Annotated in this window: 15 protein-coding genes and 1 pseudogene; 5 read left to right on the top strand and 11 right to left on the bottom strand. The window is 74.2% G+C overall.

Features of this window, described 5'->3' with window-relative positions:
- Positions 1 to 25: 25 nt before the first annotated feature.
- Complete coding sequence (locus tag ACWENR_RS06610) at positions 26 to 124, top strand: hypothetical protein (RefSeq protein ID WP_452276105.1); 99 nt, start codon at positions 26 to 28, stop codon at positions 122 to 124.
- 91 nt (positions 125 to 215) lie between these two features.
- Here ACWENR_RS06610 and ACWENR_RS06615 read toward each other — a convergent pair.
- Positions 216 to 998, bottom strand: a pseudogene (locus ACWENR_RS06615) (AraC-like ligand-binding domain-containing protein); the annotation flags it as partial.
- Between the two features lie 443 nt (positions 999 to 1,441).
- On the bottom strand, positions 1,442 to 2,623 hold the full coding sequence (locus tag ACWENR_RS06620) for a DUF418 domain-containing protein (RefSeq protein WP_452276055.1): 1,182 nt from the start codon (positions 2,621 to 2,623) through the stop codon (positions 1,442 to 1,444).
- A 100-nt stretch (positions 2,624 to 2,723) separates the two neighbouring features.
- Here ACWENR_RS06620 and ACWENR_RS06625 point away from each other — a divergent pair, with 100 nt between their 5' ends.
- Positions 2,724 to 3,611: a TetR/AcrR family transcriptional regulator C-terminal domain-containing protein gene (locus tag ACWENR_RS06625; RefSeq protein WP_452276056.1), complete on the top strand. Its 888-nt coding sequence runs from the start codon at positions 2,724 to 2,726 to the stop codon at positions 3,609 to 3,611.
- Positions 3,612 to 3,720: 109 nt separating this feature from the next.
- On the opposite strand, the gene ACWENR_RS06630 is transcribed toward ACWENR_RS06625, so the two are convergent.
- The 3 genes from ACWENR_RS06630 to ACWENR_RS06640 all read right to left on the bottom strand — a co-directional run bounded on the left by ACWENR_RS06630 (position 3,721) and on the right by ACWENR_RS06640 (position 6,997).
- Positions 3,721 to 4,272: a glycosyl-4,4'-diaponeurosporenoate acyltransferase CrtO family protein gene (locus ACWENR_RS06630; RefSeq protein WP_452276057.1), complete on the bottom strand. Its 552-nt coding sequence runs from the start codon at positions 4,270 to 4,272 to the stop codon at positions 3,721 to 3,723.
- On the bottom strand, positions 4,263 to 5,639 hold the full coding sequence (locus tag ACWENR_RS06635) for a CoA transferase (RefSeq protein WP_452276058.1): 1,377 nt from the start codon (positions 5,637 to 5,639) through the stop codon (positions 4,263 to 4,265). The genes ACWENR_RS06630 and ACWENR_RS06635 overlap by 10 nt, the downstream gene beginning before the upstream one ends.
- A 254-nt stretch (positions 5,640 to 5,893) precedes the next feature.
- On the bottom strand, positions 5,894 to 6,997 hold the full coding sequence (locus ACWENR_RS06640; RefSeq protein WP_452276059.1) for a GNAT family N-acetyltransferase: 1,104 nt from the start codon (positions 6,995 to 6,997) through the stop codon (positions 5,894 to 5,896).
- Between the two features lie 113 nt (positions 6,998 to 7,110).
- On the opposite strand from ACWENR_RS06640, the gene ACWENR_RS06645 reads away from it, so the two are divergent.
- Positions 7,111 to 7,503 carry a MarR family winged helix-turn-helix transcriptional regulator gene (locus ACWENR_RS06645; protein WP_452276106.1) on the top strand — a complete coding sequence of 131 codons (393 nt, stop codon included), beginning with the start codon at positions 7,111 to 7,113 and terminating at the stop codon, positions 7,501 to 7,503.
- A 76-nt stretch (positions 7,504 to 7,579) separates the two neighbouring features.
- Here the strand turns inward: ACWENR_RS06645 and ACWENR_RS06650 are convergent, their stop codons facing one another.
- Positions 7,580 to 8,257, bottom strand: a complete 678-nt coding sequence (locus tag ACWENR_RS06650) for a response regulator (protein WP_452276060.1) — start codon at positions 8,255 to 8,257, stop codon at positions 7,580 to 7,582.
- Positions 8,254 to 9,594, bottom strand: coding sequence for a sensor histidine kinase (locus ACWENR_RS06655; protein ID WP_452276061.1), 1,341 nt, complete (start codon positions 9,592 to 9,594; stop codon positions 8,254 to 8,256). The genes ACWENR_RS06650 and ACWENR_RS06655 overlap by 4 nt, the downstream gene beginning before the upstream one ends.
- A 207-nt stretch (positions 9,595 to 9,801) precedes the next feature.
- On the opposite strand from ACWENR_RS06655, the gene ACWENR_RS06660 reads away from it, so the two are divergent.
- On the top strand, positions 9,802 to 10,506 hold the full coding sequence (locus ACWENR_RS06660) for an ABC transporter ATP-binding protein (RefSeq protein WP_452276062.1): 705 nt from the start codon (positions 9,802 to 9,804) through the stop codon (positions 10,504 to 10,506).
- Between the two features lie 29 nt (positions 10,507 to 10,535).
- Positions 10,536 to 12,863 carry an FtsX-like permease family protein gene (locus ACWENR_RS06665; RefSeq protein WP_452276063.1) on the top strand — a complete coding sequence of 776 codons (2,328 nt, stop codon included), beginning with the start codon at positions 10,536 to 10,538 and terminating at the stop codon, positions 12,861 to 12,863.
- 79 nt (positions 12,864 to 12,942) lie between these two features.
- Here the strand turns inward: ACWENR_RS06665 and ACWENR_RS06670 are convergent, their stop codons facing one another.
- The 4 genes from ACWENR_RS06670 to ACWENR_RS06685 are packed head-to-tail and all read right to left on the bottom strand — an operon-like array spanning position 12,943 to position 16,992.
- Positions 12,943 to 13,857, bottom strand: coding sequence for a hypothetical protein (locus ACWENR_RS06670; protein WP_452276064.1), 915 nt, complete (start codon positions 13,855 to 13,857; stop codon positions 12,943 to 12,945).
- Positions 13,854 to 15,014, bottom strand: a complete 1,161-nt coding sequence (locus ACWENR_RS06675; RefSeq protein WP_452276065.1) for a hypothetical protein — start codon at positions 15,012 to 15,014, stop codon at positions 13,854 to 13,856. Before ACWENR_RS06675 ends, ACWENR_RS06670 begins: the two co-directional genes overlap by 4 nt.
- On the bottom strand, positions 15,011 to 15,457 hold the full coding sequence (locus ACWENR_RS06680) for a DUF4188 domain-containing protein (RefSeq protein ID WP_452276066.1): 447 nt from the start codon (positions 15,455 to 15,457) through the stop codon (positions 15,011 to 15,013). The genes ACWENR_RS06675 and ACWENR_RS06680 overlap by 4 nt, the downstream gene beginning before the upstream one ends.
- Positions 15,454 to 16,992, bottom strand: coding sequence for a phenylacetate--CoA ligase family protein (locus ACWENR_RS06685; RefSeq protein ID WP_452276107.1), 1,539 nt, complete (start codon positions 16,990 to 16,992; stop codon positions 15,454 to 15,456). The genes ACWENR_RS06680 and ACWENR_RS06685 overlap by 4 nt, the downstream gene beginning before the upstream one ends.
- Between the last annotated feature and the right edge of the window lie 82 nt (positions 16,993 to 17,074).

Raw genomic sequence — 17,074 nt, forward strand, 5'->3', positions numbered from 1 at the left:
CCGGGACCGGCCGGCCAGCCGGACGATGCCCGACCGGACCGTCGCGCTGACCTTCGACGACGGACCGGACCCGCGCTGGACGCCGCAGGTGCTCGCCCCCGCCGCCGGTCGACCGCCGGGCTGACCCCCCCGGCGGCGGCAGACGTGAGCGACATGCGCCGGTAGTCGACGGGCGGCACGCCGAAGGCGGTCCGGAACAGCCGGCTGAAGTGCGCGGCGTCGGGCAGCCCCCAGCGGGCCCCGACGGCGCCGACCGTCAGGCCGCTCCGCGCCGGATCGGCGAGGTCCCTGCGGCAGCGCTCGAGGCGCCGCCGGCGGATCCAGGCGCTGACCGAGGTCTGCTCCGCGGCGAACAGCCGCTGCAACTGGCGTAGCGAGACGTGGTGCGCCGCGGCGATCGTCGCCGGCGTGAGGTCGGGGTCCCGCAGGTGCTGCTCGATGAAGGCTTCCACCCGGAACAGCAGCGTCTGCTCCGACGACTCGGCCGGGCCGGGGCGCCCGGCGTGCTCGGCGAGCGCGGTGCCCAGCAGGTCGAGCATGATCGGCGCCAGCCGCGCCGCGGTGGCCGGATCGTACTGGCCGATCTCCCGGGCGACGCGGCCCAGCATCGGAGCGAGCAGCCCGCCGACCCCGGTGGTGGGAATCGCCGTCGCCGTCAGCCTGTCCACCGCGCCCGGCGGGACCGGGAGCAGCCCGCGCGGAAACCCGAACACCGCCAGCTCCACCGCGTCGGTGTAGACCAGGTCGTACGGGCGGCTGAAGTCGTAGACGCCGAACGTGTCGGGGGAGAGCACCACCTCCCGGCCGTCCTGGGCCAGGCGCGGGTGACCGCTGATCGGCAGCACCAGCCGGTACAGGTCCGCGTCACCCTTGCGGATGAGGCCGGGAGTCCGGTGGACGCCGTGGGGCGTGCTGGTGCGGACGTTGGCCACGCCCACGTCGCTCAGCCGGCCGGTCGTGATCTCGCCGTGCAACGGCACGTCCGGGCTGATCCGCATGTCCAGCGGGCCGAGGGTGTCGCAGACGATGGACCGCCAACGTTCGCGTCGCTCGGCTGCCGGTGTATCCGCGGTTCTGATGACCGTCAGCACTGACAGGCCTCCCTGACTCGGGTCGGGAACGGTGACGCCCGGCGGACGGGGCGCGGTGCCGGAGCGACCACGATCACCCGGGGACGACCTGCGTCCGGTGCGGCTCCGACCGGCCACGGGCCCGGTCCCGACCTGCGGCTCGGAACGTGCGCCCTCCCCGCGCCGCCGCGCGTCGCCCTGACCCTACGAAAAGCCGGCGGTCCAGGTGGGCCCCGACGCGAACTCTTCGGGCAGGACCGAACGGTGCTCGTACCGGGGGCCGACGCGGGTCTCCAGCACCGTGACCGCACGACGAGCCCGGCCACGCGGCGCGCGGCCGGGCCCGTCGACCCGCTCGGCGGCCGGAGTGGCTATCGCCGCAGGTCGGGCCAGCGGCGGTGGGTCCATGCGCGCAACACCCACTCGACGGGGCCGTACCGGAACCGCCGCATCCACCACGCGCTGGTCGCCACCTGCACCGCGAAGATCGCCAGTGCGATCAGCAGCGTCTGCGCCGGCGAGGTGTGGCCGGCCAGGCCCAGCCCGACGCCGGTGAACACGAGCACGCAGAGGAGTGACTGGCCCAGATAGTTCGTCAACGCCATGCGTCCGGCGGGCGCCAAGGCGTCCGCGACGCGCGGTCGCCGGGCGAACAGGCGCAGCAGGGTCGCGGCGTAGGCCGCGGCGAGGAACGGCGCGGTGACGGCGCTGACCATCAGCCCGGTCATGCTCGCCGATCCGCCGCCGACCGCGAACACGGCGGCGCCGGCGAGACCGACCGGATAGCCGACCCGCTCGCATCCGCGCAGCAGGTTCTCGTGGCTGGGCACGGCGGCGAGCATCCGGTGCCTGCCGGCGGCGAGGCCGACCAGGAACGCGGCGAAGGCCAACGGCCCCTGCACGGCGAGTGCGCCGAGCATCGCCGGCAACGAGCGCAGGTGTTCCAGGACGACATCACCGAGCCCGCCGCGTAGGGCCTCCGTCGAACGCGCGCCGGCGGCGACCGCGGCGGCCTCGTCCGGGACCACCGTGGCGCCGAGGACCGCCGCCAGACCGATCACCGTCGCGACCACGCCCACGATGACCGCCGCTGCGAGCAGGGCGCCGCGCGGTTCGGTCCGCCGAACGGCGAGCAGCACGAGACCGAGCAACGCGTACGTGGTGAGGATGTCGCCGTGGTACAGCAGCACCGCGTGCAGCGCCCCGAGCACGAACAGCCCGGACAGTCGGCGCAGGAACGACGGGCCGAAGGCCACCCCACGTCGGGCCGCCGAGTCGAGTTGCAGGGTGAAGCTGTAGCCGAACAGGAATGAGAACAGCAGGTACGCCTTCATCGCGAACAGCAGTTCCGCCGCACCCGCGACCAGCCGGTCGACCGTGCCGTGCGCCGGATCGTCGACCAGGTGGAACTCGAATCCGGAGCTGAAATACCACACGTTGGCCAGCAGGATGAACAGCAGCGCGATCCCGCGCAACGCGTCCACGACGTTGATCCGGGCGTCGTCGTGGTGGGCGGTCCTACGCGGCGGATCCAGCTGCGCGAAATCAGTCATGCTGTACACCGTACGAGTGCACTATTCGGGGCAACAGTGAGGCTGTCCCCCGTATTCGCTCTCGGGGTATCGTCACTGCACTAGTGCACGGGAGGTCGCTGTGGAGGAACCGCCGTACCGCCGGATCGCCGCCGATCTCGCCGACCGGATCGCGTCCGGCGAGTTCCCTCCGGGGACGAGGATCCCGTCGACGAGGCAGCTCATAGCCGAGTACGGGGTGGCGATGGCGACCGCGACGAAGGTCCTGGCGACCCTGCGCGAGCGAGGTCTCGTCGAGCCCGTGCGGGGCGTCGGCACCGTGGTGGCCGCCGCCGGTGCGGGTAGAGCACCCGGCCCGGACCGTGCGCAGGTGGTCGCCACCGCCGTGGCCACCGCCGACGCCGAGGGGCTGCACGGCCTGTCGATGCGCCGGCTCGCCGGTCAGCTCGGCATCCCGACGATGGCGATCTACCGGTACGTGGCCGACCGGGACGAGCTGGTGATGTTCATGATCGACAAGGTCATGGCCAACAATCCGCCCCCGGCCCTCACCCCGGAGCGCGACGGCTGGCGGGCCTGCCTCGAGGCCATCGCCCGGCTGCACTGGGCGATGTACCGTCGGCACACCTGGCTGGCCCAGGCGGTCTCCTTCACCCGGCCGCTGCCGGCCCCGCACGCGATGGTCCACACCGAATGGATGATGCGGGCCCTGGACGGACGCGGGCTCGACCTGAACGCACAGTTCACGGCGGCGGTCACGGTGGCCAACCACGTGCGCGGCACGGCGGTGAACCGGGCCGAGGAGGCGCAGGCCGAGCAGGACAGCGGCCTGACCGACGCCCAGTGGTTGGAGGCCCAGGAAGGACGCATCGGCGCGGTCCTGGCCGACGGGCGGCTCCCGCTGCTGGCCCGCTTCATCGCCGCCGACGACGGGGTCTGGAACCTGGACACACTCTTCGAGTTCGGCCTCCAGCGCCTCCTCGACGGTCTCGCCCCGCTCCTGCGGTGACGGCCCCCGCCTCGCGTGCGGCCACGACGACCACCGGGATCCGGGCCACCGGCACCGGTGCCGCGTCGACGACGAGTGGTCGCGGGCGTACGACCTGGTCCACGCGCCGTCAGACCCGCTCGGCGGCGGTGGCGACCCGCTCGACCCGGGCCCGCACCGCCCGCTGGAGCAGGACCGGGTAGACGTGCAACAACACGGTGAGTACCGCGAGCCAGCCCGCCGCGCCCCGGGCCCCCGACAGCAGGGCGGCCCCGGCCAGTCCCAGCCCGATCGAGGCGAGCACCAGGTGGGCGAACTCGGAACGCCGGGTGTCGCGCGCCAGCGCCGCGAGACCGGAGCGGCTGCCGTCGAAGGAGCGCTGGCCGCGGACGACCCGTTCCCAGCCCAGTCGGCGTAGCAGGCGGGCGTACCACCAGACGCCGAGCCGTCGGTGCAGAGCGGGCTCCCAGGGGCGAGCCCGCCAGTAGCCGCCCGAGAGCGCGGGCTGCGCCTGCCGCATCCATCCGGTGATCCAGGCCATCAGCGCGAAGTGCACGACCCAGGCGAACGTGAACCCGTAGCCGAAGAGGGCGCCCGTGGCCGCGCCGGCCCCGATCACGGCCACCGCCCCCAGCAGCGGGACCAGCCTCGCGCGACGATCGCGGCGGGCGTTCAGCTCCACACGGGCGGGGATTGTGCGTAGGCGGGCGGCAGGTGAGGCCAGCTCAGCGGGTGGCCGTCGAGCCGGCCCGGTGGGCTGATCGCGCTCCACCCGTTACCGAGGGCCGTCCGGTAGGTGTCGGCGCTGCGCTTCGGGTCGTCGTCCGCGCCGGGCCCGGCCGGCGTGCCCTCCTGGTCGAGCAGCCACTGTGCCGTCCGGGCGAGGGACACGGAGACATGGGTGGCCTCGCCGGTGCGGGCGCGTCGGCCCAGCGCGGCCAGTGCGCCGGCGGCGACGAGGTAGCCGGTGGCGTGGTCGAGCAACTGGCACGGCAGCGCGCCGGGTCTGCTGCCATCCGTGCTCGTGGCCCAGCCGATGCCGGTGGCGACCTGCACCAGGCTGTCGAAACCGCGCCGGGCGCCCCAGGTTCCCTCCGTTCCCCAGGCCGAGAGCATGACGACGACGGTGCCGGGGTGCCGGTCGGCAACCTGGTCGGGCTCCAGGCCGAGACGGCGCAGCGCTCCGGGCCGGTAGCCGGTGACGAGGACATCGGCCTGGTCGAGGAGGCGATGCAGCACCTGACGGCCGCTCTCCGTGCTGGCGTCCAGAGCGGCGCTCGCCTTGCCGATCACTCCGTCGACGGCGTGCAGCGGCAACTCCGGGCGGCGCGGATCGTCGAGGCGTAGCACGTCGGCGCCGAGCGCGCCCAGCATGCGGGTGCCGACCGGGCCGGCGATGACCCGTGTCAGGTCGAGCACCCGCACTCCCGACGCCGGAAGCGGCCCCGGTCCGCCAAGCGGCAGGGACCCACGGCCGAGCGGCGCCATGCCCACGAGTGGAGACGTCACCGTCGCACCGGACTGGCCGTCCGCCCGCCACCGGGCCCGGGTGCGAGCCGCCACGGCCAGCCCGCCCGCGGCGTACACGTCGCGCTCGACCTCCACCGCCGGCCGTGCGGCGATCGCGTTGGCCACCCGCCCCTGGACGGCGGCGTCCCGGTCGTCGTCGACGCCGAGAGCCGCCAGCAGGGCCGCCCGGTGCCACGGGTAGTTCGCGTGCGTGCGTACCCAACCGTCTGCGGCCCGCCACAGTCGGGACAGCGGAGCGAAGCCGTCGATTCCCCGCCCGTCCGCGTCGCGAAGCCAGACCTCGCTGCGCATCGCCGCCGCCACGTGGTCCGTGTCGAGTGCGATGTCGGGCCGGCGGCCGGTGCGCACGAGAGCCAGATCGGCGGCGGCCGCGAGACAGGCGGCCACGGACCCGATCGCGCAGTCGGCGACCGCGAGCGGCGACGCCAGCACCGCCGGCTGTGGGTCTCCGACCAGCCGGGGCCCGGCGACGCCCACCAGCCCGAGGTCCGCCAGTACGCCGTCCGACATAGTCGTCATGCCCGCATCCTGCCCGCCCCTGCCGGTCCGCGTCGACCCGCCCGGCGGGCAGGGTACGGCGGCGGCGCACCCACCCGGCGCGGGCGCCACCGCACCGGGCCGACCCGTGCGTGGGCCCGACCGAGGCGGGTCTGCGCCCCGCCCGGCGACGGCTCGGGCGGACCGACGACGCTCGGTCGTCCGCCCGCCCGGTCCCGCGTGTCGTGACCCGTGCCGGTCAGCCCGGCCGCCGCCCGGTCACCCACTCCGCCGCGTCACCCGGCGTCGCCGGCCGGCTGCCGCCGCTTGGTCAGGCGGACGCTGCCCTGCGGGGTGCTCTCGTCGTTGGCGAGGGCGTAGCCGGCGCGCTGGTACCGCTTGATGTTGTCGGTGCTGCCCTCGCCGGTGAACAGTTCGTACCGCGTGGTCTCCCCGGGGGCCTGCTGCTCGACGTGGGAGAGGAGCCAGCCGCCGATGCCCTGCCCGGCCTGGTCGGGGGCCACCATGAGGCGGCCGATCAGCCACGCGCCCTCGTGCACCCGGGCGCGGACCGCCGCCACGAGGCGCCCGTGCCGGCGTACGCACCACACCTGCCAGGTCGACAGCGACTCGCGCAGCTCGTCGAGCGTCTCCCGCAGCGGCGGCAGGTCGAGGGTGTCGTTGGCGAGGGCCTCCTGCACCCAGCAGCACCGCTGGAGCACGAGCAGCTCGGCGAGGTCGTCGGGCTGGGCCGCGGCCAGCCTGAGCCCGTCGACCGGCCCGGTCGTCACGGCGGCTGCGCTGTCGGGCGCGGCGCGCAGGGGCCGCATCGCCGTGGCCACCCGGGCCAGCTCGGACAGCACGCCGCGGGCGGTGTCGTCGAGCCTGTCGGACCGCAGCACCTGCCCGTCCTGGACGCTGTCGGCGAGGCGCAGGGCGACGGTGGCGCCGATGGGCATCATCTTCAGGGTGGTGACGACCTGCTTGGCCATCTGCACGGCGCGGGTGCCGGCCGAGGTGTTGCCGTAGCTGACGAACGCCACCGGCTTCCACGCCCACTCGTGGTAGAGGAAGTCGAAGGCGTTCTTCAACGTCGCCGGCATGCCGAAGTTGTACTCGGGGGTCACCACGACGAAGGCGTCGGCCGCGGCGACGCGTCGGCTCCACGCACGGGTGTGCTCGTGTGCGTAGACGCCGCTGGAGGGGTGCTCGGGCTCGTCGAGCAGCGGCAGCCCGATGTCGGCGAGGTCCGCGACGTCGAGGGTGACCCCGGCGGTCGCGGCTGCCGGGAGGGTCGCCTGGGCGAACCAGTCGGCGATGGCCGGCCCGAGTCGTCCGGGGCGGGTGCTTGCGACGATGACGAGCACGTTCAGTGGCGCGGTCGATGCGTTCGATGACATGTCACATACTTTAGACGAGGCTTCTGTGACGTGTCAATGAGCGTTAGAGTGACCGGGTGAACACCGCATGGTTGAGTGAGGACGAGGAACACGCGTGGCGTGCGTTCCGGCGCATGCTGATCGCGCTGCCGGCCCGGTTCAGCCGGGACCTGGCCCGCGACTCGGGGCTGTCGCCGGCCGACTACGAGGTGCTGAGCACGCTGTCGGAGAAGCCGAACCGGCGGTGGGCGCTCAAGGACCTCGCCGCCAAGATGGAGTGGTCACGCAGCCGGCTGTCCCACCACGCCACCCGCATGCAGGCGCGGGGCCTGGTCGACAAGGAGCCCGATCCGCAGGACGCGCGCGGCTGCATCCTGCGCCTGACCGACGACGGCTTCAGGGTGCTGGCCGAAGCCGCCCCGCACCACGTCGTCTCCGTACGGGCGCGCTTCCTCGACCACCTGAGTCCGGACGAACTAGCGGTGCTGCGCACGATATCGACGCGGATCGCCGACCTGCCCGACTGACGCCGCCCGACGCTCCCGCGCCCCTGCCCTCCGCTCGGCCTCCGACCGCCGCGTGCCTCGACCACGACCGGCGGGGCTAGGGCGACGCCGCCGGGCCGACCAGCCCCGTCCGATAGGCGAGGACGACTGCCTGGACGCGGTCGCGGAGCCCGAGTTTGGCGAGGATGTGGGCCACGTGGGTCTTCACCGTCGCCTCGGAGACGGTGAGTCGACCGGCGACCTCGGCGTTGTTGAGACCCTCGGCCAGCAGGCGCAGCACCTCGAGCTCGCGTGCGGTCAGGGCGGCCAGGTCGTGCGGGGTCGTGGTCGTCCCGCCGTGATGCCGGCGGGCGAACCGCTCGACGAGGCGGCGGGTGATCGCGGGAGCGAGGAGCGCGTCGCCGGTGCGGACCAGCCGGACGGCGGCGAGCAGGTGTTCGGGGCTGACGTCCTTGAGGAGGAATCCGCTGGCGCCGGCGGCCAGCGCCGCGTACACGTACTCGTCGAGGTCGAAGGTGGTCAGCATGATCACGCTCGGCCGGTCGGTGGCGGCGGCGGAGAGGATGCGCCGGGTGGCCTCCAGGCCGTCGAGTTCGGGCATCCGGACGTCCATGAGGACCACGTCGGGGCGGGTGCGCCCGACGGCGTCGACCGCCTCGCTGCCGTTGGTGACCTCGGCGACCACGTCGATGCCGTCGCTGTTCAGGATCATCCGGAAGCCGGCCCGGACCAACGCCTGATCGTCGGCGATCACGACGCGCAACGGCGGGGTCACGAGGCCTCCAGGGGGATCTGCGCGTGGACGCGGTAGCCGCCGGTGGGACACGGCCCGCTGTGCAGGGTTCCACCGTAGACGGCGAGCCGTTCCCGGAGCCCGACCAGCCCGCGTCCGCTGCCCGTCGCCGCTGGCGCCCGCTCCGCGCCGCCGGTGTCGACCACCTCCACGCGCAGGTGCCCGGCGTGCTGGTCGACGACGACGGTCGCGGACGCGCCCGGCGCGTGCTTGACGACGTTCGTCAGCGCCTCCTGCACCACCCGGTAGGCCGCCAGCTGGATCCCCGACGGCACGGCACCCGGCCGCCCGGTCACGCGCAGCTCGACCGGCACGCCGCCGGCCCGTACGCCGGCGACGAGTGCGTCCAGCCCATCGAGGCCGGGTTGCGGCGCGAGGTCGGCGGCGCCGGCCGGGTCGGGGCCGTCGGCGCTCATCGTCAGCAGCCCCATCACGTGGCGCAGCTCGGACATCGCCGCCCGGCCGCCGGCCTCGACCGCGAGCAACGCCTCGCGGGCCTGCTCCTGGTCGGCGGCCATCACCCGGCGGGCGGCGCCGGCCTGGATGACCATCATGCTCACGTTGTGGGTCACCACGTCGTGCAGTTCCCGCGCGATGCGGGCGCGTTCCTGTTCGGCGGCGCGGCGTAGCGCCTCCCGCCGTTCGCGTCGCAGCGCGGCCGTCCGCGCGCGTTCCTCCTCCGCCCGGCGTCGCCACCTGCGCAGTCCGTCCGTCGCGATGGCGATGGGGATCAGCACCAGGAACGGTACGGCGTCGGAGGAGACGGTGGGCAGTGGCGACGACGACTGGAGCCTGCCGTACAGCAGGGCCGCCGCGGCCTGGCTCGCCAGCGCGGGCAGCCGGTACGGGCTGTAGACCGCGGCGCTGTACGCGGCGAGGACGCAGGCATAGAACGAGAACCGCAGCGTGGCCCGGTCGTCGGTCACCACGGCCACCGCCGCGGCCGTGCCGATGACGATCCACAGCGCCGCCAACGGATAACGGCGCCGTACCGCCAGTGGCGCCGCGACGATCAGCATGACGACCGCCCAGACGAGGTGGTGTTGGGCCAGCGCCGGAGCGAACGTCTCGACGGTCTCCGCCGGCCCCGACGACACGGGCGGTTGCGGAGGGTCCGGCCGGTGCGGCACCGCGACGTCGCCGGCCGGAGCGGGGAAGGGGACGCCGTAGCCGGCCTGGATCGCGACGAGGGCGAGGCCGAGCGCGAGGATCGCGTCGAGGACGAGGCTGCGCCGGGCGGGCCGGGGCAACGGACCCGACGGCCGCAGCAGCCGGCCCGGCCACGGCCGCGGATGCGTCGTCGTCGCCGCGTCGGTCACCCGGCTCATTCTGGCCGCGTCCCGAGGCCGACGGCATCGGTCTGAAGATCCATCGGGCTCACGCCGGAAGCGTAGGCCGCAAGGATGACGCCGGTCCCCCTCGTCCCTGCCGGGCCGCCGAAGATCGCCCACCGGGCCGACGCGTCCGGCCACCGCCCGCGCCTAGCGTCGTCCACCAGCGAAGACAGCACGCCGAGGGGGACGACGATGACCGTGCCAGCCATCGAGCTGCGCAGCGTGACGCGCCGGTACGACGAGGGGCCGCCGGCGCTGCACGACACGACGCTGAGCATCGCGCCCGGCGAGGCCGTCGCCATCCTCGGGCCGTCCGGCAGCGGCAAGTCCACCCTGCTCAACCTGATCGCGGGCCTGGACCGGCCCAGCGGCGGCACCGTGACGGTGGACGGCGTACGCGTCGACAAGCTCAGCGAGGCCGGCTCGGCCCGCTACCGACGCGACAAGATCGGCATGGTGTTCCAGTTCTTCAACCTGCTCGACGACCTGACCGTCATCGACAACGTCGTCCTGCCCGCGCAGCTCTCCGGCACGGCGCGCGGCGCGGCCCGCCGCCGCGCCGGGCAGTTGCTGGACTCGCTCGGCGTCGCCCGGCACGCCGCCGCCTATCCCGGCCGGCTCTCCGGCGGCGAACGGCAACGCGTGGCGGTGGCCAGGGCGCTGATGAACCGGCCGGCGCTGTTGCTGGCCGACGAGCCGACCGGCGCGCTGGACACCGCCTCCGGCGCGGAGGTCAGGCGGCTGCTCAACGACCTGCACGCCGGCGGCCAGACCATCGTGCTGGTCACCCACGACCTCGCCCTGGCGCAGGCGTGCGCGACCCGCACGATCCGGCTCGTCGACGGCCGGGTCGTCGCCGACGACACCCGAGCCGTCGCGGCGGGGCGGGCCCGATGAGCGCGACGGGCCGCGTGGTGCGCTCGGGCGTGACACGCCGACGGGTGCAGACCGTGGTGATCGGGCTGGCCACGATGATGGCGGTGACCGCGTCGGTGCTCGGCGGGTCACTGGTGGCCGCCTCCACGGGGCCGTTCGACCGCGCGTTCGCCCAGCAGGACGGCGCGCACCTCGCGGCGCGGTTCGACGCCGACGAGACGACGGCCGCGCGGCTGGCCGCCTCCGCGCGGGCCGACGGCGTCGTCGCGTCCGCCGGCCCGTTCCCGACCGTGACCGCCACGCCGCGCGACGCCGCCGGGATCGACCTGCCGCCGCTGACGGTCGTCGGGCGCGCGACGCCCGACGGGGCCGTCGACCGGGTGCCGCTGAGCCAGGGACGCTGGGTCAGCGGCCCCGGCCAGATCGTGCTCTCCGCCGACCATCCTGCCGCGGCGTCCCCGCTGGACACCGCCCTGCGCTTCCCTGACCTGCCGGGGCAGCCGACGCTGACGGTGGTCGGCGTCGCCCGGTCGGTCAGCCGTACCGCCGACGCCTGGGTGTCGCCGTCCGACGTCGCCACGTTGACCGCGCCCGGCGCGGCCGGCGGCCACCAGATGCTCTACCGCTTCGCCGAGGCGGACACCGCCGCGCACGTCGACCGGGGCCGGGCGGCGGTGGTCGCGGTCGTCGGACCGCAGGCGCTGGTCGGCGCGCAGTCGTGGCTCACCGTCAAGGACGCCAACGAGCGCGAGATCGCGCTGTTCGTGCCGTTCCTGGTCGCGTTCGGGGCACTGGGGCTGGTGATGTCCGTGCTCGTCGTCGGCACCGTGATCGCCGGCGCCGTCGGCACCGCGACGCGACGGATCGGCATCCTCAAGGCCGTCGGGTTCACCCCCGCGCAGGTCGTGCGGGCGTACGTGGCCCAGGCGCTCGTTCCGGCCGCGGCGGGTGTCGCGGCCGGGGTCCTGGCCGGGAATCTCCTGGCCGTCCCGGTGCTGGCCGACACCGACCAGCTCTACGGCACGACCGACACCGGCGTCACCTGGTGGGTCGACGCCGTCGTGGTCGTCGGCGCGCTGGGCATGGTGGCGCTGACCGCGTGGGTCGCGGCGCTGCGGGCCGGCCGGCTCCGCACCGTCGACGCGATCGCCGTCGGGCGTACGCCCCGTCCCGGCCGTGGGCAGTGGGCCGCCCGGTTGACCGCCCGACTCCCGCTGCCGCGACCGGTCAGCCTCGGACTGGCCCACCCGTTCGCCCGGCCCGGCCGCGCCGCCGCGGTGCTCGCCGCGATCACGTTCGGCGCCACCACGGTCACCTTCGCCGTCGGCGCGGCGGCCTCACTGGACCGGGTGCAGACCGCCAAGGACCACGCCGCCGCCGACGTCGTCATCGACACCTTCGCGCCGCCGCCCGGAACCGCACCTGCCCCCAACGCCGGGCCGCGCGCGTTGAGCGCCGACGAGGCCGCGACGATCGCCGCGGCGATCGAGGCGCAACCCGGGACGGGCGGCTACTACAGCGTCGCCACCACCCAGGTCGCCGTCGCCGGGACGACCGGCTTCGCCCGCCTCGACGCCTTCACCGGCGACGCCTCCTGGGGCGGCTACGAGATCGTCTCCGGCCGGTGGTTCGCGCGCCCCGGGGAGGCGGCGGTGCCCAGCACGTTCCTGACCGCGACCGGCACCCGGATCGGCGACAGCGTCGTGGTGACCGACCACGGCAGGGCGGTGTCGGTCCGGATCGTCGGCGAGGTGTTCCACCCGACCAACAACCTGCTGATGTTCGCCGACGCCGCGACGTTCGCCGCCACGAAGCCGAACCTGACCGCCGCGAGCTACCACATCCGCCTGGCCGACGGCGCCGACGTGACCGGGTACGTCGCCGGCCTGAACGAGGCGCTGGCGACCTCGGGCTTCACGGCGGCGCCGGAAGGGCCCACGGGCAGCAACGGCACCATCGTGCTCCTCGACGCGTTGGCCGCCCTGCTCACCCTGATGCTGGTCGCGGTCGCCGCCATGGGCGTGCTGAACATGGTCGTGCTCGACACCCGCGAACGGGTCCGCGACCTCGGTATCCACAAGGCGCTGGGCATGACACCCCGGCAGACCGTCGCGATGGTCGTCGCGTCGGTGGCCGTGACCGGGCTGGCCGGCGGCGCGATCGGGGTCGCGGCCGGCATCGCCGTGCACCGGGCGGTCATCCCCGCGATGGGCCACCGCGCCGGCATCAATCTGCCCGCCTCCGTCACCGACGTCCACCGGCCGACCACGCTGCTGCTCCTCGGTCTCGGCGGCCTGCTCATCGCCGTCGCCGGCGCGCTCCTGCCGGCCGGTTGGGCCGCCCGTACCCGCACCGCCGTCGCCCTGCGCACCGAGTAGCCGCCCCGACGCGGCGGCGGAGGGGGAACGCGGGTACGGCTCCCGCGTCGAGGGCGCCCTTCCGCCGCCGCCGGTCGCGCTAAGCGGCCCGGCCGCGCGCGGGAAGCCGGGCCGAGCGGGGCGGCTCGGTGCGGGGCCGGCCGACCCGGAACACCGCGAGCGGCTGGCCGCCCACCCGCTCGGCGAGCCGGGCGGCGGTCACCGGGCAGTCGATGAGCTGGCTGAGCGGATGGACCGCCAGGCCGTGCCGGGCGAGGGTCAGCCAGGCGCGCAGGAGGCGCCGTCCCGCGGTGACGTGGTCCTCGCCCTCCGCCAGCATGACCAGGACGCTGCCGTCGTACCGCAGGAGGTTGCGGCCGCTTGCGGCCAGCAGCGCCGCGAGCCCCAGCCGTCGGGCGACCGGATACGCGCGCAGCGCGGCGGCCAGGAACCGCGCCTCGAACCGGGACAGGACGAGGGCCCGGTCGGTGAGACCGTCGAGGTGGTAGCGCGGATGGCGCGGGTCCAGGCGCAGCCAGTCGCGCAGCTCGACCGCGACGGCCGGGGTGTCGAACTGCCAGCGGTCGGCGACCGCGAGGTCGCGCGCGAGCTCCCGGGCCGGCAGGTGGACGAAGCCGGGTTCGAGGTCGGCGAGCGCGGCCGCGTCGAGCGGCCCGGCCGCGTACGGGCCGCGGGCGACCCGCCGGGCCTCGATGTCGGCGATCGTGAACGGGGTCGGGTACCGGTGCGTCGCGGCGACCAGGCGGGGACCGGGCACCGCCGTGACGTCGAGGCCGAGGTCGGCGGCGACGACGAGGCACGTCTCGACGAACGCGCCGATCCCGAGGCCGAGGTCGCGGCCGGTCGGGTCGGAGTCGGGCAGCGAGCGGGCCGGGTCGACGTCGATGACGATCTGGTCGGCCTCGTACCCGGGGCGCCACGGCTGCGTGTTGTGCGCGCTCGGCGCCCGGCGGCAGACCGCCTCGTGCGCCCGTAGCCGCTCGACCCAGGTCATGCCGATGCCCGCTCGTAGAACGTGTACCCGTGCAGCGGCCGTCCGCCGGCGCGCCGGTACTGGGCGGCCGAGGCGGCGTTCCCGCGCTCGACGAAGGTGCTGCGCAGCATCCGGTAGCCACCGGCGGCGAGGTTGCGGTGCAACTGCCGCGACAGCAGGGTCAGATACCCCCTGCCCTGCTCCTCGGGCACGGTGCCCTTGACGATGAGCACCGCGTCGCGGCGGTACCGGGCGCGGGTGGCCAGCAGGCGGAGCTGGTTGAGCGGGCCGAGCCGGCCACCGACCGCCATGAGGAACTCGGAGATGTCCGGCACCGCCACGACGAACGCGATCGGCCGGCCGGCCTTCTCCAGCCAGAGCAGCAACCCCTCGTCGAGCAGGTACGCGAGGCCGTCGGTCTGCTCGGCCAGCTGCGCGGCGGAGATCTCGGTGTAGTAGCCGAGCTGCGCGAAGCTGGCGTTGAGCAGCTCCCGCAGGATCGGCAGCTGCCGGCGGAAGTGCCGCCGCGAGCCGTGCCGGACGACGAGCCGTTCCGTGGCGATGCGGGCGTCGTCGAAGCGGAACCCGTGATCCGGGTGGGCGGCGACCGGGGTGGGGAGCGGGGACGAGACCGGGACGGGGACCGGAGACGAGACCGGGGCGGCGGTCGGGGCGGGCGCGGAAGCCCCGCCACGCAGGTCGACCAGCCAGGTGTCGGCCTCGAAGCGGCGCCGGAAGCCGTGCCGCTCGTACGTGGTGGGGTAGTAGGCGGGGTTCCAGGCCGAGTCGACGAAGCCGCGCTCGGCGAAGCCGGAGGTGATCACCCCGCCGGTCTGGTTGGGCAGCAACGCGACCGGGCCGAACAGCGGCCGACCGTCCGACCTGGCCTCGACCGTGTCCAGGATGGCGGCGAAGACCGCGTCGTCGTCGACGAACTCGGTGTGCCCGAACAGTTGCCGCGGCCCGACCCTGGCGTCGAACGCGGCGCTGCGGTGCACGCTGGTCCGCCCCACCACCGCGCCGCGCGCGTCGCGGACCAGGAACAGCTCGGCGGTACGGCGGTGCGCGGCGATCACCGACGACAGCAGCGGCACGTACCGGTCGGTCGGGTGCAGGCGGAGCGGGAAGTCGACGAACGCCCGCAGGTCGGCCCGCGACCGCACCGGGGTCACCCTCATCCGCGGTGCACCGGCGGGCCGGCCGTCTCGGTGGACAGCGGGGTGAAGGTCGGGATGTGCGCCATCGCGTCGCCCTCGGCGCGCCAGACGCCGTTGCTGTAGCCCTCGGGCTCGGCGTTGTACAGCCGGATGTAGCCGCCGGTCGCGTTGCGCGTGCCGTGGTCGGTGACCCAGCACATCAGGTCGCGGTGGTGGCGGCTGCGGGCGAACTTGAGCAGCGCGTCGCGGTCGCTGAAGAACGCGATGGTGCCGAGCGTGAACGGGAACTGGTAGTACACGGTGTGCCACCGGTATCCGTCCATCCGCCTCATCTGCCGCACCATCCGGAACCAGGTGCGGGTGAGGGTGAGGATCGAGCGCGGCCCCCGGTAGCGGGTGGCGCCGACGAACATGGCGGTCGCCTGGCCGACGGGCGGCGCGGCGGAGAAGTCGGAGGTCCTCACGTCGTCGCACCCCTCACCAGGTACACATTCTTGATCTTGGATGCCGTGCCGGCGAACGGCCCGGTGCCGTGGTCGTGGACCCGGACCCGCAGGTCGGCCGCGGACGGGTCCTCGGCGAGGGACTCGGCGAAGTCCCGGCTGGCCTGGGAGAGGTGGCGCAGCACCCCGTCCCGGCAGGTCTCGGCGAGGGCCAGCCGCTCGTCGGGGCCGAGCGCGGCGTCCTCGCGCAGTTGCAGGTTGACCACCGGCCGGCTCTCCAGGTCGGCGTGCTCCGCCAGCTCCAGGCAGAAGCTCTGCAGCAGGTGCGCGAGGGGATTGCCGGCGTAGAGGCCGTACTCGACGTCCTGCGGGTAGATGTTGGCGCCCATGTAGGAGATCGTGCTGTCCTTGCGGCCGAACAGGAACAGCAGCGGCAGCCGCATCCGGTCGGTCCGCGCGGCGCGTTCGGCGTCGCGCCGCGCGGCCGGGTCGCCGATCGCGGCCAGCACGTCGGGGTACGCGACCAGTCGGCCCTCGTCGCCGATGTTGTAGCGGACCTTGGGGTTGAGCACCGCCGTCGAGTTGATCGTGCAGATCACCTCGTGCTCGGCGTTGGTCTCCAGGTACGTCTCGAGCGGGTTGTACTGGAACACCATCGGCAGCCGGTGCTCGTCGGGGCCGAGCAGGGCGGCCCGCACGTCGGCGTCGGTGCGCAGCCGGCGGCGGACCCAGACGGTGAGGTCGGTCTCCCCGGCGATGCCGATGGTGAGGTCGCTGGCGCCGTAGCCGGAGCGTACCTTCAGGAAGCGTTCCTCCAGGTAGTCGCGCAGCGCCTCGGTCATCCCCTCGCCGCCGACCAGACCGCTGATCCGGTACTCGCCCCAGGGGAAGTCCTCGGCGTCGAGCTTGTCGCGCAGGTGCTTGAGGAACGGCGGGTACGCGGTGACGATGTACTCGAAGCCGGGCCCGAAGTAGCGCAGCGTGTCGGCGATCTTCTGCAGGTCCGGGCCGGTGTTCTTCACCATGGCGATCTTGGCCATCGCGATGCCGGTGTTGGTGCCCGTGGCCCAGGCGCCCATCGAGTACGCGTTGATGACGAAGCGCCGCTTCGACGGGAACACCATCGTCGCGTAGCCGGCCAGGTTCTTGTGCACCGAGCGCAGCTCGCGGCGGCTGCGGATCCAGTTGAACGGCTGGCCGGACGAGCCCGAGGACTCGTCGACGACGCTGCCGGCGATCTCGATCTCGCCGTGCCAGCAGCGCTGGGCCTCCGGGTACGCCGTCACGTACGACTGCTTGTCCGTCGGCGGGTACGACGACAGGTCGAACCAGCGGAACCGCCATCCGTTGCGCCGCAGGAAGTCGCCGTACGCGGGCACGTCGATCGCGGCGAACTGGCAGGTCATCCACGCGTGCAGACGGGCGAAGCGGCTCATGTACGGCCGGTAGTTGCGCGCCATGAACCGCCACACCGCCGGATGGACCTGGTGCAGCGAATAGAGGCCGGTCAGCGAGAAGCTCGCGAACCGCAGCGTCCACTGGCGCAGGAAGGTCATCACCACGCGTCAAGGGTAGGAACGTCCGCCACCATGCACCTGGGCACGGATACTCAGCGGCCCTGGGTGTCCCGACCCGCCG

The organism is Micromonospora sp. NPDC004336 (genome assembly GCF_053602615.1).

Excerpts from the sequence above, each read along its gene's own strand:
- ACWENR_RS06640 (WP_452276059.1), bottom strand. The coding sequence starts at position 6,997 with ATGTCATCGAACGCATCGACCGCGCCACTGAACGTGCTCGTCATCGTC.
- ACWENR_RS06645 (WP_452276106.1), top strand. The coding sequence starts at position 7,111 with ATGCTGATCGCGCTGCCGGCCCGGTTCAGCCGGGACCTGGCCCGCGAC.
- ACWENR_RS06670 (WP_452276064.1), bottom strand. The coding sequence starts at position 13,857 with ATGACCTGGGTCGAGCGGCTACGGGCGCACGAGGCGGTCTGCCGCCGG.
- ACWENR_RS06675 (WP_452276065.1), bottom strand. The coding sequence starts at position 15,014 with ATGAGGGTGACCCCGGTGCGGTCGCGGGCCGACCTGCGGGCGTTCGTC.
- ACWENR_RS06685 (WP_452276107.1), bottom strand. The coding sequence starts at position 16,992 with ATGACCTTCCTGCGCCAGTGGACGCTGCGGTTCGCGAGCTTCTCGCTG.
- ACWENR_RS06610 (WP_452276105.1), top strand. The coding sequence starts at position 26 with ATGCCCGACCGGACCGTCGCGCTGACCTTCGACGACGGACCGGACCCG.
- ACWENR_RS06635 (WP_452276058.1), bottom strand. The coding sequence starts at position 5,639 with ATGACGACTATGTCGGACGGCGTACTGGCGGACCTCGGGCTGGTGGGC.
- ACWENR_RS06660 (WP_452276062.1), top strand. The coding sequence starts at position 9,802 with ATGACCGTGCCAGCCATCGAGCTGCGCAGCGTGACGCGCCGGTACGAC.
- ACWENR_RS06620 (WP_452276055.1), bottom strand. The coding sequence starts at position 2,623 with ATGACTGATTTCGCGCAGCTGGATCCGCCGCGTAGGACCGCCCACCAC.